A 13,959-nucleotide genomic window follows, 5' to 3' on the forward strand; every position below is an offset into this window, starting at 1 on the left:
TATGCCTCATCAGCGGCCGAGCAAACAACAATGTTCGGATCGCTATGAAAGGGGCAGTTTGCCATTCCTGACGTCATCAGATCGGGGCAGACTGCATGGAACCAGGTACCAGCACCGCCGCCGACTGGCCGCTTGACGCGCTGCGCAAGGCCAAGGGCGGCACGACCGTCAGTGTGGTGCTCCCCGCACGGGACGAGGAGAGCACGGTCGGCGCGATCGTCTCGACGATCCGCGACGAGCTGTCCTCACTGGTCGACGAGATCCTTGTCGTCGACTCCCATTCCACCGACGCCACGGCTGCCCGCGCGGCCGAGGCGGGGGCCAGGGTCGTCCACCAGGACGACGTGCTGCCCGCGCTGCCGCCGCTGTCGGGCAAGGGCGAGGCGTTGTGGAAGGGCCTGGCCGCCAGCCACGGCGACCTGGTCGTCTACATCGACGCCGACCTGCGCAACTTCGGCTCCCACTTCGTCACAGGGCTGCTCGGGCCCCTGCTCGCCAACCCTCGGACGCAGTTCGTCAAGGGCGCCTACGAGCGTCCGCTGCGCGGGCGGCGCGGCGAGGGCGGGCGGGTCACCGAGCTCGTCGCCAGGCCCCTGCTCAACCTGTTCTGGCCCGAGCTGGCCGGGTTCGCCCAGCCGCTCGGCGGCGAGTACGCCGCCAGGAGGTCGGTGCTGGAGCGGGTGCCGTTCGTCACCGAGTACGGGGTCGAGTTCGGCCTGCTCGTCGACCTCCTCGAACTGGTCGGCCTGCAGGCCATGGCCCAGGTGGACCTCGGCTCCCGCGAGCACTCCCACCAGAGCACGGCCGCCCTCGGCCGGATGGCGGGGCAGATCATGCTCACCGCGTGGTCAAGGCTGGAGCGCCAGGGCCGGATCGTCACCTCGGAACCACCCGCGACCCTGCTGCGCCAGTTCAACCCCGAGACCGTCACCGACGTGTCGGTCGCCGAGCGGCCGCCGCTCGCGTCCCTGATCGACGTCATGGAGGAGGACGTGGCATGAGGATCCTGATGAACGCGGGACCGTGGCTACCGATTCCGCCTTCCGGCTACGGCGGGATCGAGAACGTCGTCGCCACGCTCGTGCCGGCGCTCCGCTCGCGCGGCGTGCACGTCGTGCTGGCCTCGGTCGGCTCCAGCACCATCGAGGCCGACGAGCTGATCTGGGCCTTCCCCGACGGGCAGTTCGGCCATCTGCAGAAGCCGTACAACCAGGTCATGGGCCTGGCCCACGCCCACCAGAGCAGGGTCCTCGAAGAGCTGCGCGGGCGCGACGACATCGACCTGGTCCACGACCACCTGGAGGTCGTGGGCCCGGCGACCCTGTCGGCCTTCGGCGGGCCGCCCGTCCTGCACACCCTCCACTGGGACCTGCGCAAGCATCCGGCGTTCTACGGCTCGTTCCCGCCGGGGATCGCGGTCAACGGCGTCTCGGAATCGCAGCTGGCCCGCGCCCCCTCCGCCCTGCGCGCGGCCGCGCTCGGCGCCGTGCACCTGGCCACACCGCTGGCCGGCACGCGACCGGCCGGAGAGGGCGGCGAGCAGGTCGTGGTCATGGGCAGGGTCTGCGCGCTCAAGGGCCAGCACCTGGCGGCGCGCGTGTGCCAGAAGCTCGGCCTGCCGCTGGTCATGGCGGGCCCGGTGAGCGGCCTGAACACCCCTGCCGAGCTCGACGCCGTCCTGCAGGACCCCGACCATCCGCTGCACGGCCACCCCGATGTCCGCTACCACCGCGATCACGTCGCCCCCTACCTGGACGGCGAGCTGGTCCGCTGGATCGGCGGCGTCGGCGGCATCGAAAGGGACGAGCTCTACGCCTCGGCGAAGGCCGCCCTGTTCCCCATCCAGTGGGACGAGCCAGGCGGCACCGCCGTGGTCGAGGCCCTCGCCCTCGGCGTGCCGCCCGTCGGCCTGCGCCGCGGCTGCCTGCCCGAGCTCGTCGACCACGGCCGCACCGGATGGCTCGCCGACACCGAGGAGGAGCTGGCCGAGCTGCTGCTGCGGGTGGACGAGATCGACCCCGAGGAGTGCCGCCGCGAGGCGCGGCTGCGCTTCTCCCCGTCGGTCATGGCCGACCGCTACCTGGACCTGTACGGCCAGGCCATCACTCGCGGGCGCCGATCGCCTCGGCGGGCGGCGTGCTGAGGGCGAACCTGCCGGGGATCGCGGTGGCCGCCAGCGCGAGCGCCGCGGCCCCTGCGACCACCGCCAGATAGGTCAGCGGCGGCACGGACGGCGTCGCCGACCCCGTCATCCCCGTGCTGAAGGCCATCAGCGTGACCAGCGCGACTGCGCTGCCGAGGACCGTCGACACCAGCACGGCGGCCAGGCTCTCCATCCGCAGCATCCGCAGGACCTGCCGCCTGGTGGTGCCGGCCAGGCGCAGCAGCGCCAGCTCGCGGGTGCGGGCCGCGGTCGACATGGCCAGCGTGTTGACCACGGCGATCGCGCAGAAGGCGACGATCAGGCCCATGGCGACGTAGGTGACCGCGGGGTTGGACACGCTCACCTCGGTGGGCAGCTGCGCGCCGTACCGCTCCAGGACCGCCCGGTCTCCTCCGGCGACCAGAACGCTGCCGTGGGGGTTGTCGACGTGCCCGGCGACGAGGGCGTGGGAGAGCGTGAGGTCGCCGAAGCCGAGGCCTCTGCCGTAGACGGCGGCGACCGTGAGCTTGGCAGGGGTGCCGTCGCCGAGCGTGAGGGCGAGGGTGGAGCCCACCGCGACGCCCAGCCGGTCGGCGGCCGTCGTGCTGACCGCGACGGACCGCTCGTCGAGCTTCTGGAGGGAACCCGCGACGACGCCCAGGTCCATGGTCTGGTCCAGGCCCTCGGTGGTGACGGCCTGCGCGCCGTACCTCGCCAGGTCGATCCTGACCGAGGTGCGCAGCACCTCGGTGGCGGCCCGGACGCCCGGCAGCTCACGGACCTCGGCGGCGGAGACGCCCGCCCCGAGGACGTGGTCGGCCTTCACCCCCGAGGCGGCCTGCTCCCGCGCGGCGTCCCCCATCGTGGTCTGCACGAACAGGATCGTGCAGGTCATCGCGATCAGCAGGCTGAGCGGGGTGATGACGGCGGCCATCCGCTTGGTGTTCGCCCGCAGGTTGGCCGCCGACAGGTAGCCGCTCGCGCCGGGGGCGCGCAGGGGCAGCGCCGTCACGGCCTTCGCGATCAGCGGACCGAGCAGCGCGATGGCGATCGTCCACACGAGCGCGGTGAGCATGGTGACCGGGCTCGAGGCCGCCTCGGTGTTCAGGGTCGAGACCAGGACCGTCAGCACCACCCCGGCCACCAGGGCGAGCACCCCCGCCACCAGCCGCCCCCTGGGCAGCCCCGCGCCCTGCAGCGCGGCCTCGCCGAGCGCCTCCACCGGCCTGATCTTGGCGGTACGGCGGGCGGAGACCAGCGCCGCGGCCCACGCCGCGCCCACGGTGGCCGCCACCGCGGCGATCATCGGGAACGGGCTCACGACGAGCCGCAGGTTGTCCGGCATCGCGCCCAGCGCGACGAACCTGGTGCGCAGCCAGAAACCGAGCAGGATGCCCACGCCCGAGCCGAGCACGCCCGCGCCCGCGCTGACGAGCAGTGCCTCACCGCCGAGCAGCTTGCGGATCTGCCGGGGCGTGGCCGCGATCGCCCTGAGCATGGCCAGCTCCCGCTGGCGCTGCTGGACCGACAGCGCGAGGGTGCCGACCACCACGAGCACCGCCACCAGCAGCGAGGTGCCGCCGAGCGCGCCGCCCAGGCTGACCAGCATCGTCCGCGACTTCTCCGCGCCGAGGAACTCCACCGCGCCGCGCTCGTCGCCGGTGTAGGCGAGCGCGCCCTTCACCTGCCCGCCGAAGGAGCCGCCGGAGGAGGGGAAGACGCCGATCGCGCTCACCATCCCCTGCCTGCCGGCCAGGCGACGAGCCTCGCGGGTGGCGAAGAAGACGGTGTCCTGGCTGGGCAGGGCCTGCGCGGTGACGCCGACCACGCGGTAGTCCCGCCCGCCCGCCTTCAGCGTGTTCCCTGCGAAGCGCGCGTCCACGACGACCTCGTCGTCCGCCCTGGGCGCGCGGCCCCTGGCGAGCGTGAACGGCGTGAGCGCCGCCGACTCCCACCCGTGCCCGAGCGCGTTCCCCACGGGGAAGGTCACCTCGGTCACCACCTTCTCGACGCCGGGCGCCTGCTTCAGCTCGGCGGCGATCGAGGCGGGGATCCATCGCCGCTCGGCCAGCGGCTTGGCCTTGGTCTTGACGTCACCGTCGTCGTCGCGCGTGGTCTGACGGTCGAACCGGTCACCGGCGACGATCACCGGCGCGCCCGCGTAGCGCTCGGGCGCGACCCCGCCCCGCAGTCCGGTCTCCAGCAGCATCCCGCAGGCCGTCACCAGCGCCGCCGCGCACAGCAGGGCCACGAACGCGCCCGCGAACCCCGCCTTGCGGTGCCGCAGCGTGCTGATCGCGAAGGAGATCATCACTTCCACGCCCCCAGCCTGGTCATCCGCTCGGCCACCTTGTCGGCGGTGGGGGCGGCCATCGAGTCCACGATCCGGCCGTCGGCCAGGAACAGCACGGTGTCGGCGTAGGAGGCGGCCACCGGGTCGTGCGTGACCATCACGACCGTCTGCCCCAGCGAGGAGACCACCTCGCGCAGCAGCGTCAGCACGTCACGGGCGGTCATGGTGTCGAGCGCGCCCGTCGGCTCGTCGCCGAACACCACCTCGGGCCTGGTCACCAGCGCCCTGGCGATGGCCACGCGCTGCTGCTGGCCGCCGGACAGCTGGGCGGGCCGATGCTCGGTACGTCCCTCCAGGCCGACGCGGCGCACGATCTCGGACAGCCACGCGGCGTCGGCCTTCAGGCCCGCCAGGCGCAGCGGCAGCGTGATGTTCTCGGTCACCGTCAGCGCCGAGACCAGGTTGAAGGACTGGAAGACGAAGCCGACGCGCTGCCTGCGCAGCTCGGTCAGCGCCGTCTCGTTCATGCGGGCCAGCTCGGTGTCGCCGAGCCGTACCGAACCTGAGGAGGGCACGTCCAGGCCCGCCGCGCAGTGCAGGAACGTGCTCTTGCCCGAGCCCGAGGGGCCCATCACGGCAGTGAAGGTGCCGCGTGGGATGCCCACCGACACCTCGCGCAGGGCCGCCACCGCGCTCTGGCCCCTGCCGTAGATCTTGCTCACCGCTTCCAACCGCACCACGTCTGTCATGGGAAACAGCCTGCTGACCTGAGGATTCACCGGCCAGAGACGCCGTCATGAGCCGGGCATGACATCATCATGATCCGGACACTGGTAGACATATCTCCGTGATTCGCCTGCTTTTAGCTGAGGACCAGCACGTGATCAGGGGCGCCCTGGTCGCGCTGCTCGGCCTCGAAGATGACATCGAGGTCGTCGCCGCCGTCGAGTCGGGCGACGCCGTCCTGGCCGCCGCGCTGGCGCACCGGCCGGACGTCGCGGTCCTCGACATCGACATGCCCGGCGCGATCGACGGCCTGGAGGCGGCCGGCGAGCTCCGCGCCAAGCTCCCCACCTGCCGCACGCTCATGCTCACCGCGTACGGCAAGCCAGGCCACCTGCGGCGCGCGCTGGCCGCGCAGGTGGACGGGTTCGTGCTGAAGACCGCGCCGCCCGAGGAGCTGACCGCGGCGATCCGCAAGGTGGCGGCGGGGGAGCGGGTGCTCGATCCCTCGCTCGCGGTCACCGCGTGGGACCTGGCCGACAACCCGCTCACCCCGCGCGAGGCCGACGTGCTGCGCATGGCCGCTGCAGGGGCGGAGGCGCCGGAGATCGCCGCCCAGCTGTACCTGAGCGCCGGAACCGTCCGCAACTACCTGACCACGATCGTCGCCAAGCTCAACGCCCGCAACCGCACCGATGCCGCGCGCATCGCCAGGGAGGCGGGCTGGATCTGACGGTCAGCCAACCCTCGCGGGAACCCACGCCAGGGTGGGCGCCTGCGCGACCAGCTCGAACCAGCCGTCCTCGCGGGAGGTGGTGAGCCGCCCGTCCAGCGCGGCCAGCCTGGTGGTGAGGTTGCCGAGCCCGGACGAGCCGGGTCGGCGATCGGCCGAGCCTGACCGCACGCCGTCGTTGCGGACGCGCAGCCGTACGACGCCGTCCTGGTGGGCGGTCTCGATCGCGCAGCGGCGGGGCGAGCTGTGCCTGAGCACGTTCGTCACCGACTCCCTGAGCACCGTGCTCAGCACCGTCTCCACCTCCTGGCCGAGGTCGCCGTGGTCCAGAGAGAGGGTGACTGTGACGTCCGCGGCGGCCAGCACCGAGCGGGCCGACTCCGCCTCCTCGGCCAGCGACATCGTCAGCTCACCGCCGGAGACCGCCCGGAGGTCGGCCTCGGCCCGCTCGACCATCGCCAGCACGTCGTCGAGCTCGGCCCGCGCCCGCTCCTGATCCAGGCGGCGGGCCAGCTCGCACTTGAGCAGGATCGCCGCCAGGTTGTGGCCGAGCAGGTCGTGCAGGTCGCGGGCGGCCCGCAGGCGCTCCTCGACCACCGCGGCCCGCGCCAGGCCATGGCGTGCGTCCTGCAGCTCCTTGACCACCTGCGCCAGCCGGACCAGGCCGTAGACGACCAGCCCGGTGACCACCGTGCTGATCGCGTAGTTGACCGTCAGCGCCACCGGCATGGCCAGCAGCACGCCCACGGTCGCGACGCTCGCCACGACGGCGGCCACCAGCGGCAGCGCCAGCGTCCACGGGAAAGCGAGCAGGATCGGACCGGCGAGGAAACCGGCCACTCCCAGCCACGCCTGACCGAAGACGGGGATGGGCGCGTAGGTCAGCACCGCCATGATCCCGAGGGAGAGCATGTGGCGGCCCGACACCGAGCGCAGTTGCAGGACGAAGATCACAGCGAGGATCGCCGCCGCCGGCCACACCGGCTCCGCCACCAACAGCGCCTTCATCGAAGAGCCCGCCAGGACGGTGGCGAGCAGCGCGACCGACAGCAGGTAGGTGCCCCTGTCGTGCTCGGGCTCGGCCGAAGTCCGCGTGCACGGCAGCACGGCCTCCACGGTCAGCCGGCCCTCGGCCGACAACTCCGTGGTGAGCGTGCCGCCCGCCGCCTCCACCTGGTCGGACACCATGGCCATGCTCTGGTCGTCGGCGGTGGGTGCGCCGTCGTTGGTGACGCACAGCCGTACCTTGCCATCCTCCGCGGAGGTCTCGATGAGGCAGGTGGTGGCGGCGCGCCGCCGTACGACCTCGGTCACGGCCTCGCGGAGCACCACCGCCAGCAGCGCGCCCGCGGGACCGAGCGGCTCGGCGTGTCCCACCCGGACCTCCACCCCGATCCCCTCGGCGGCCAGCATCGCCTTGGCGGTGGTGATCTCGGGCGCCAGCGATGTCGCCCGGAAGCTCGATGCGGCGGACCTGGCGTCGGCCAGCGCCTGCCGCGCGGTGGCCACGTCGGGACTGCCCGTGCGCGCGCCGGCGGCGATCGTGGCCAGCGCCTTGCCCAGCCCCTCGTTCAGCTCGGCGGCGATGCGCAGCCGCTCCTCCGCCGCGGCCGACATCGCCAGGGCGAGCCTGGTGGCGTGGACCTCGTCGACCCGCTCGGTCAGCCGGGTCAGGCCGTAGACGACCAGCGAGATCAGCACCGCGCTGATCGTGGCGTCGGCGCTGCCGAGCGCGGCGGCGCTCACCGCGACGCCCGCCGCCAGCGGCCACAGCGGCGTCAGCAGCAGCGAACCGCCCACGAACCCGAGGATGCCGACGGAGCTGCCCAAGGCCAGCACCGAGGCGTAGGCCGCGACCGCCACCACGACCGGCTGCCACCACGCGCGCCGGACCGTGAACAGCGCCTGCGCGGCGAACACGACCAGCGCCAACGGGGAGCCGGCCACGACATAGACGCTCGCGAAGCTCCCGAGCACCACAAATACGATCACTCGGGCTCTGTGCGGCACGCCAGCAGCTTAGGAGAAGCCCCTCGGGAGCACGGCGGCGGGGCAGACCGACGCGGGCTAGGAGAAGCCCCTCGGCAGCACGGCGACGGGGCAGGATGACGCCTTCAGCGCCTTCATCGCCACCTCGCCCAGGAACACCCGGTGCGGCTGGGCGTCTTCACTGGCCGCGCAGACCAGTAGGTCGCCCGGCGGCCACTCCACGCTGTCCAGCGCGGTTGCCACGTCGTGCCCCTCCGCGGTCTCCGCCTCCGCCTCGATGCCCGTGCTCTCCCACGCCAGCCGTACGGCCAGCGCCAGGTCGTCGCGCAGCCGCCCCGCGTCGTCCGTGCGCAGGTCGAAGGTGATCAGCCGCATGGGCACGCCGAGCCGCAGCGCCGCCTGCGCCACCCGCTCGACCGCCTCGTCGGCCTGCGGCCGGTGCACGTAGGCGAGGGTCAGGCGGCTCGGCGCCTCCGGCGGCGCGTAGCCGGCCGGCGTGAGCAGGACCGCCTCGGGCGACAGGTGCAGGAGGTGGTCGGCGGTGCTGCCGATCGTGATGCGGCCGCGGGGCCCGCCCTGCGCCGAGCCCACCACGATCAGGTCCGCCCTGATCCGGCCGGCCAGCACCGCGAGGCCGCGGCCCGAGCCGCGGCTCTCGAAGGTCAGGTAGTCGGCAGGGACCTCGCCGAGCGCCTCCGCCGCGTGCGCCAGGTTGGCCTGGGCCTCGACGGCGAGCCCTGGACTGCCGGGGGGATAGATCGTGGCCACGGTCAGCTCCCCGCCGGTGACCCGCGCGATGGCGGCCCCGAGTGCGAGAGCGTCACGTCCACCCGGGTCGTGCGTGTATCCGACGACGACGTGCTCTCCGATCACCATGCGCCCGTACCCCGCTTGACCTGGGAATATTCATGTTTCGTCGAGGGTTGACCCTCAAGGGAGCTCACGGAGAAGGTGATGACGACGAAGATCACTCTTGACACCTGTTTCAACGGCGCTCTCGGTCCGGTCACACTCCGCGACGCGGTGCGCAGGCTGAGAGCCAAAGAGCTCGCCTGCACCGTCGAACCCGAGCTGGTCGCGGGCAAGGTCAACGTGTTCTGCGACTGTGTCGAGCACGGGTTCACGCCGCTCCGCAGCGAGATCATGGCCGCCTACTACGTCGCGGAACGTGACGCGACGATCGAGGCTTACGATCGCGGCCTGATCACCGAGGGCGAGCTCAGGCAGAAATACCTCGATCTCGACCGTTTGGTGCTGACACGGGCCTGAGATCGACCGAAAGGTCGAGGCGATGAGATGCTGGAGGCTCTACGGTGACATGTTCATCGATCCTTCACTGATTGGACATGACGCCACGTGTACGGGGACATCGTCGGCTTCGCCATGAGCACGCCCGGCTGGGTCCACGCCCTCGCCGAGTTCGGCACGGACGCCGGTCTGCTCGTCTTCGCCGCGCTCTTCACCCTCGCCATCTGGCGGGCGCGGGCGGCTCCCGACCGCGACCTGGCCCTCACCTTCGCGGGGCCCGTCGCGGTCGCCGCCGCCTACGCGCTGAGCGAGGCCGTCAAACTCCTCATCAGGGAGGAACGGCCGTGCAGGGGAGGGATCGCCACCATCGCGGCGTGCCCGCCGGTCGGCGACTGGTCCTTCCCCAGCAACCACTCGGTGATCGCCGCCGCCTCGGCGGGCGCGCTCGTCCTGGTCTGGCGGCGGCTGGCCTGGCTGGTGCTGCCGCTGGCCGCGATGATGGCCTTCTCACGGGTGTTCGTGGGTGTCCACTATCCCCACGACGTGGCCGTCGGCTACCTGTTCGGCGTGCTCATGGCGCCCCTGCTGGCGTTGCTGACGGTCGGCGCCTTCATCCCCGTCGTACGGCGGGCCCGCGAAAAGAGTCCGTGGTTTCGACCAGCCGAGCCACGATCCCCGGCTCGGTGAACGCGTGTCCCGCGTCGTCGACGACGTGGAAGGCCGCCTCGGGCCACGCCTTGTGCAGGTCCCAGGCGGTGGTCATCGGCGTGCAGGCGTCGTAGCGGCCCTGCACGATGACCGCGGGAATGTGCCGGATCTTGTCCACGTCGCGGATGAGCTGGCCCGGCTCGAAGAAACCGCCGTTGACGAAGTAGTGGTTCTCGATCCTGGCGAAGGAGACGGCCTTGTCCGCCTCCCCGAACTCGGCCACGTGCTCGGGATCGGGCCGCAGCGTGATCGTGGCCGCCTCCCACTGCGCCCACGCGATGGCGGCGGCCACCCGCACCTGCGGATCGGAGCTGTCCAGCCGCCGCGCGAACGCGGCAATCAGGTCGCCCCGCTCCTGCTCGGGGATGGGCGCGACGTACGACTCCCACAGGTCGGGGAACAGGAACGAGGCGCCCTCCTGGTAGAACCAGCGCAGCTCGTGCTCCCTGAGCGTGAAGATGCCGCGCAGGATCAGCTCGCTGACCCTGTCGGGATGGGTCTGCGCGTAGGCCAGCGCCAGCGCGCTGCCCCACGACCCGCCGAACACCTGCCAGGTGTCGATCCCGAGGTGCTCGCGCAGCCGCTCCATGTCGCCCACCAGGTTCCAGGTGGTGTTCGACGCCAGTGACACGCCGGGGTCGCTGGCGTGCGGCGTGCTGCGCCCGCAGTTGCGCTGGTCGAACAGCACGATCCGGTACGCCTCGGGGTCCCACTGGCGGCGGTGCTTGGCCGAGCAGCCGCTGCCGGGACCACCGTGGAGCATGACCGCGGGCTTGCCCTCGGGGTTGCCGCAGACCTCCCAGTAGACGTGATCGCCGTCGCCGACGTCGAGCATTCCGGAGTCGTAGGGCTCAATGGCTGGATAGAGGCTCATGACGTCCTGTCATACCGGAACCCGGCCGGTGGCGGCGACCTCGCCGGGCCGGACAATGGGGGCATGGAGCTCGTCTCGATCGATGACATCAGGGCCGCCGCCGACCGCATCGCGCCGCATGTGCTGCGCACCCCGCTGATCCAGGCCGACGACCTCTGGATCAAACCGGAGAGCCTCCAGCGCGTGGGCTCCTTCAAGATCCGGGGGGCGATCAACGCGGTCGCCGTCCTCGAACCCCGGGGCGTGGTCACCCACTCCTCAGGCAACCACGGTCAGGCCCTCGCCTACGCCGCCGCGCTCAAAGGGATCCCGTGCGTCGTGGTCGTCCCCGAGGGCGCCCCGAAGGTCAAGACCGACGCCATCCGGGCATGGGGCGCCGAGCTGGTCGTCGTCCCGCCCAGCCAGCGGGTGGTCGCGGCCGAGAAGCTCGCCGCCGAGCGCGGGCTGACGATGGTCCCGCCGTACGACCATCCGGCGATCATCGCGGGCCAGGGCACGATCGGGCTGGAGATCATGGCGGACCTGCCCGACACCGAGGTGGTCCTCGTCCCGGTGAGCGGGGGCGGCCTGGTCTCGGGGATCGCGTCGGCGGTCAAGGCGATCGACCCGTCCGTGCGGGTCATCGGCGTCGAACCCGAGCTGGCCGCCGACGCCGCCGAGAGCCTGGCCGCGGGACGGCGCGTCACGTGGGAGCCGGAGCGGACCTTCCGCACCATCGCCGACGGGCTGCGCGCTGACCTGTCCGAGCTGACGTTCGCGCACATCAGGGCGCGGCTGGACGCCATCGTGACCGTGTCGGAGGAGGAGATCCGCGAGGCGATGCGCTACCTCGCCGCCCGCGCGCGGCTGGTCGCCGAACCGAGCGGCGCGGTCGCCACCGCCGCCTACCTGTCCGGCGCGGCGGCGGGCGGTCGTACGGTGGCCATCCTCTCGGGCGGGAACCTGGATCCGTCGCTCCAGCTCTAGCCCTAGCCGGAGGTCCACTCGAAGCGGTCGAGGAAGCCGCGCTCGCCCCTGGCGTACTCGTCGAAGGCCCGCCTGACCTCCTCCAGGTCGGTCACGAGCGTGGTGCGCAGCGTGCCCTCCTTGTACTCCAGCTCGTAGCCTGGCGAGACCTGGATGAAGTGGTGGCCGAAGGTCACCAGGACGGCGAAGGGGTTCTGCGCGGACAGCGTGCCGAGCACGTCGCGGACGAGCCCCAGGTCGGGGTTGACGACCATCATGCCGTCGCCGGTGTGGAGCTGGGTCTCCGGATCGACTCCGAGCGGCGAGAGGTTGTGCACGAGGTCGCCCTGCGGGTCGTAGCAGACCAGGCCGTACCGCCTGGCCAGGGCGAACGTCGCGTTGGACACCTCGTCGAGCGCTTCGGGCGTCATGGTGACCAGCGCGTGTCCCGGATAGCCGACGGCGTGCCCCGGCAGCTCCTTGACCAGCGCCGCGACCTCGGCGACCGCGGGCTCGCCCGGCTGGGCCTCGCGGGCCGCCCGGTAGACGGCGGCGGCCTGCTCCCTGGTGATCGGACCGGCCTCGCGCCAGGCCATCAACTCCATGCTCATGCCCCTATCTTGCAGGCAGGCGCCGGGGGCTCATTCCTAGATGCCGTCGAAGCGGCCCGCTTTCACGGCGTCGCGAAAGCTCTCCCACTCCTGGAGCGAGACCAGATGAGCATGCATCACGAAACCACATGCCTGCCGTTCCGGTATTCGTCTGACGGCGTCACCGCCGCGAAGCGGACCGTTGAGCGGGAATGGCTCGGGCAGGTGTCCCCGGTGCCGTTGCAGCAGTCGTTGCGGGACCTGGATGTGGCGTACAGGAACTTCTTCGAGTCGGTGTCGGGCAGGCGGAAAGGCCCGAAGATGGGCTTGCCCGTCTTCAAGTCCCGCCATGATCACCGGCAGTCGGCCCGGTTCAACACCAACGCCTTAAAGGTGCGAGACAACGGCACTCTCTACCTCGCGAAGATCGGCGAGATCGAGGTCCGGTGGTCACGTGAGCTGCCCGCTCCGCCGTCCAGCGTGACGGTCGTCAAGGACGCGGCGGGCAGATACTTCGCCTCCTTTGTCATCGAACTCGACGACGACGCCCACACGCTCCCGCAAGCGGACGCCGAGGCGGGGATCGATCTCGGTCTGACCCACTACGCGGTGACGTCCGACGGCGAGAAGATCGCGAATCCGAAGTGGTTGCGCCGCAGGGAACGCAAGCTCAAGAAGCTTCAGCGGGCCCTGTCGCGTAAGAAGAAGGGGAGCGCCAACCGGGCCAAGGCCCGGATCAAGGTCGCTGGTCAGCACGGACGCGTCGCCGACGCCCGCCGAGACTTCCTGCACCAAACCAGCACCACACTGCTCCGTGAGAACCAAGCGGTAGTGGTGGAAGGGCTGGCGGTGCTGGGCCTGGCGCGGGGCATGCTCGCCAAGAGTGTGAATGACGCCTCCTGGGGCGCGTTCCTGCGGCTGCTGGAGGGCAAGGCAGCCCGGTACGGCCGCGACTTCATCCAGATCGACCGCTGGTACCCGTCCTCGCAGCTGTGCCCGTGCTGCGGGTGGAAGGTCGGGAAACTCGCGCTGGACGTCCGGGAGTGGGACTGTCAATCGTGTGGCGAGCACCACGCCGTGACATCGCTGCCGCGCTCAACATCCTCGCTGAGGGCGTCCGCCTGAGGTACCTGTACGACGTGGCCGCCGGGCTGGCGGACACCCGAAACGACTGTGAAGGGCAGGTAAGACCAGGTGAGGCAATCCCGACCCTGGCTCCGCCCGAAACCTGCACCGCGCAAGCGGCGTAGAGGCAGCAGTAAACACCCCGCCGCGAGGCGGGAGAATCCCCGTCATTTATGGCGGGGAGAAGCCAACGTCGCGAATGAGGACCAGGCGCGTGTGGCGGCTCAGTCGCCTGGCATATTCCTTTGGCAATTGCCAAACCGGGTAAATCCGTTTGCGAAGAACGGAGCACCCGATGGAGATCAGCGATCTGAACCTCAGAGCGGCGATGACCCTGCCGTTCAGGAACCTGCTCGAACTGCTCGACATCTGGACGTTCGCCCGATGGGACAGGCGAGCCGAGGCGCAGGGGTGGACCGTGGTCAGGCCGCAGCCGCTGGTCCACGTCTACCGCCACCACGGGTTCGCCGCCATGGTCACGTGCGGCGGCTGCGAAGGCGAGGGGGTGACCAGGAAGGGCGCCTGTCACACCTGCCTGGGCTCGGGCAGGCAGCCGCCCTGAACCCGATCAATGACGGGCATGGGGTT

The 13,959-nt window shown here is 71.4% G+C and carries 14 protein-coding genes; 8 read left to right on the forward strand and 6 right to left on the reverse strand.

The window, feature by feature from the left end; genetic code table 11:
- Positions 1 to 95: 95 nt before the first annotated feature.
- Both ACFXJ8_RS16635 and ACFXJ8_RS16640 read left to right on the forward strand, forming a co-directional pair.
- Entirely contained in the window at positions 96 to 1,001 is a 906-nt protein-coding gene (locus ACFXJ8_RS16635; protein WP_379644762.1) for a glucosyl-3-phosphoglycerate synthase, read from the forward strand.
- Positions 998 to 2,143: a glycosyltransferase gene (locus tag ACFXJ8_RS16640; RefSeq protein ID WP_379644763.1), complete on the forward strand. Its 1,146-nt coding sequence runs from the start codon at positions 998 to 1,000 to the stop codon at positions 2,141 to 2,143. Before ACFXJ8_RS16635 ends, ACFXJ8_RS16640 begins: the two co-directional genes overlap by 4 nt.
- Here the strand turns inward: ACFXJ8_RS16640 and ACFXJ8_RS16645 are convergent.
- Together ACFXJ8_RS16645 and ACFXJ8_RS16650 are read right to left on the reverse strand one after the other, a co-directional pair.
- Positions 2,103 to 4,454, reverse strand: coding sequence for an FtsX-like permease family protein (locus ACFXJ8_RS16645; protein WP_379644806.1), 2,352 nt, complete (start codon positions 4,452 to 4,454; stop codon positions 2,103 to 2,105). The two genes, ACFXJ8_RS16640 and ACFXJ8_RS16645, sit on opposite strands and share 41 nt — an antisense overlap.
- A complete protein-coding gene (locus ACFXJ8_RS16650) occupies positions 4,454 to 5,185 on the reverse strand; it encodes an ABC transporter ATP-binding protein (protein WP_379644764.1) in 732 nt (243 codons plus the stop codon). The genes ACFXJ8_RS16645 and ACFXJ8_RS16650 overlap by 1 nt, the downstream gene beginning before the upstream one ends.
- Positions 5,186 to 5,283: 98 nt before the next feature.
- On the opposite strand from ACFXJ8_RS16650, the gene ACFXJ8_RS16655 reads away from it, so the two are divergent.
- Positions 5,284 to 5,892 (forward strand): DNA-binding response regulator, encoded by a 609-nt coding sequence (locus ACFXJ8_RS16655; protein WP_379644765.1) that lies wholly within the window; start codon positions 5,284 to 5,286, stop codon positions 5,890 to 5,892.
- 3 nt (positions 5,893 to 5,895) lie between these two features.
- Here the strand turns inward: ACFXJ8_RS16655 and ACFXJ8_RS16660 are convergent, their stop codons facing one another.
- Positions 5,896 to 7,884 (reverse strand): sensor histidine kinase, encoded by a 1,989-nt coding sequence (locus tag ACFXJ8_RS16660; RefSeq protein ID WP_379644766.1) that lies wholly within the window; start codon positions 7,882 to 7,884, stop codon positions 5,896 to 5,898.
- A 75-nt stretch (positions 7,885 to 7,959) separates the two neighbouring features.
- Positions 7,960 to 8,757, reverse strand: a complete 798-nt coding sequence (locus tag ACFXJ8_RS16665) for a universal stress protein (RefSeq protein WP_379644767.1) — start codon at positions 8,755 to 8,757, stop codon at positions 7,960 to 7,962.
- A 78-nt stretch (positions 8,758 to 8,835) separates the two neighbouring features.
- On the opposite strand from ACFXJ8_RS16665, the gene ACFXJ8_RS16670 reads away from it, so the two are divergent.
- Both ACFXJ8_RS16670 and ACFXJ8_RS16675 read left to right on the forward strand, forming a co-directional pair.
- Entirely contained in the window at positions 8,836 to 9,150 is a 315-nt protein-coding gene (locus tag ACFXJ8_RS16670; RefSeq protein ID WP_379644768.1) for a hypothetical protein, read from the forward strand.
- A gap of 87 nt (positions 9,151 to 9,237) precedes the next feature.
- On the forward strand, positions 9,238 to 9,816 hold the full coding sequence (locus ACFXJ8_RS16675; protein WP_379644769.1) for a phosphatase PAP2 family protein: 579 nt from the start codon (positions 9,238 to 9,240) through the stop codon (positions 9,814 to 9,816).
- Here ACFXJ8_RS16675 and pip read toward each other — a convergent pair.
- Entirely contained in the window at positions 9,740 to 10,711 is a 972-nt protein-coding gene (gene pip, locus ACFXJ8_RS16680; RefSeq protein ID WP_379644770.1) for a prolyl aminopeptidase, read from the reverse strand. The two genes, ACFXJ8_RS16675 and pip, sit on opposite strands and share 77 nt — an antisense overlap.
- 63 nt (positions 10,712 to 10,774) lie before the next feature.
- Here pip and ACFXJ8_RS16685 point away from each other — a divergent pair, with 63 nt between their 5' ends.
- Positions 10,775 to 11,677, forward strand: coding sequence for a threonine/serine dehydratase (locus tag ACFXJ8_RS16685; RefSeq protein WP_379644771.1), 903 nt, complete (start codon positions 10,775 to 10,777; stop codon positions 11,675 to 11,677).
- 2 nt (positions 11,678 to 11,679) lie between these two features.
- On the opposite strand, the gene ACFXJ8_RS16690 is transcribed toward ACFXJ8_RS16685, so the two are convergent.
- Positions 11,680 to 12,267 carry a hypothetical protein gene (locus tag ACFXJ8_RS16690; protein ID WP_379644772.1) on the reverse strand — a complete coding sequence of 196 codons (588 nt, stop codon included), beginning with the start codon at positions 12,265 to 12,267 and terminating at the stop codon, positions 11,680 to 11,682.
- Between the two features lie 9 nt (positions 12,268 to 12,276).
- Between ACFXJ8_RS16690 and ACFXJ8_RS16695 the strand changes: the two genes are divergently transcribed.
- Positions 12,277 to 13,371, forward strand: coding sequence for an RNA-guided endonuclease InsQ/TnpB family protein (locus tag ACFXJ8_RS16695; protein WP_379644773.1), 1,095 nt, complete (start codon positions 12,277 to 12,279; stop codon positions 13,369 to 13,371).
- A gap of 295 nt (positions 13,372 to 13,666) precedes the next feature.
- Positions 13,667 to 13,933 (forward strand): hypothetical protein, encoded by a 267-nt coding sequence (locus ACFXJ8_RS16700; protein WP_379644774.1) that lies wholly within the window; start codon positions 13,667 to 13,669, stop codon positions 13,931 to 13,933.
- Positions 13,934 to 13,959: the final 26 nt, after the last annotated feature.

Source organism: Nonomuraea sp. NPDC059194 (assembly GCF_042754765.1).
In the GTDB taxonomy this organism is placed as follows: Bacteria; Actinomycetota; Actinomycetes; order Streptosporangiales; family Streptosporangiaceae; genus Nonomuraea.

What these genes read in the sequence shown, in the direction of transcription:
- ACFXJ8_RS16670 (WP_379644768.1), top strand. Translation starts at nt 8,836, where the DNA reads ATGACGACGAAGATCACTCTTGACACCTGTTTCAACGGCGCTCTCGGT.
- pip (WP_379644770.1), bottom strand. Translation starts at nt 10,711, where the DNA reads ATGAGCCTCTATCCAGCCATTGAGCCCTACGACTCCGGAATGCTCGAC.
- ACFXJ8_RS16640 (WP_379644763.1), top strand. Translation starts at nt 998, where the DNA reads ATGAGGATCCTGATGAACGCGGGACCGTGGCTACCGATTCCGCCTTCC.
- ACFXJ8_RS16665 (WP_379644767.1), bottom strand. Translation starts at nt 8,757, where the DNA reads ATGGTGATCGGAGAGCACGTCGTCGTCGGATACACGCACGACCCGGGT.
- ACFXJ8_RS16690 (WP_379644772.1), bottom strand. Translation starts at nt 12,267, where the DNA reads ATGAGCATGGAGTTGATGGCCTGGCGCGAGGCCGGTCCGATCACCAGG.
- ACFXJ8_RS16645 (WP_379644806.1), bottom strand. Translation starts at nt 4,454, where the DNA reads ATGATCTCCTTCGCGATCAGCACGCTGCGGCACCGCAAGGCGGGGTTC.
- ACFXJ8_RS16650 (WP_379644764.1), bottom strand. Translation starts at nt 5,185, where the DNA reads ATGACAGACGTGGTGCGGTTGGAAGCGGTGAGCAAGATCTACGGCAGG.
- ACFXJ8_RS16685 (WP_379644771.1), top strand. Translation starts at nt 10,775, where the DNA reads ATGGAGCTCGTCTCGATCGATGACATCAGGGCCGCCGCCGACCGCATC.
- ACFXJ8_RS16635 (WP_379644762.1), top strand. Translation starts at nt 96, where the DNA reads ATGGAACCAGGTACCAGCACCGCCGCCGACTGGCCGCTTGACGCGCTG.
- ACFXJ8_RS16700 (WP_379644774.1), top strand. Translation starts at nt 13,667, where the DNA reads ATGGAGATCAGCGATCTGAACCTCAGAGCGGCGATGACCCTGCCGTTC.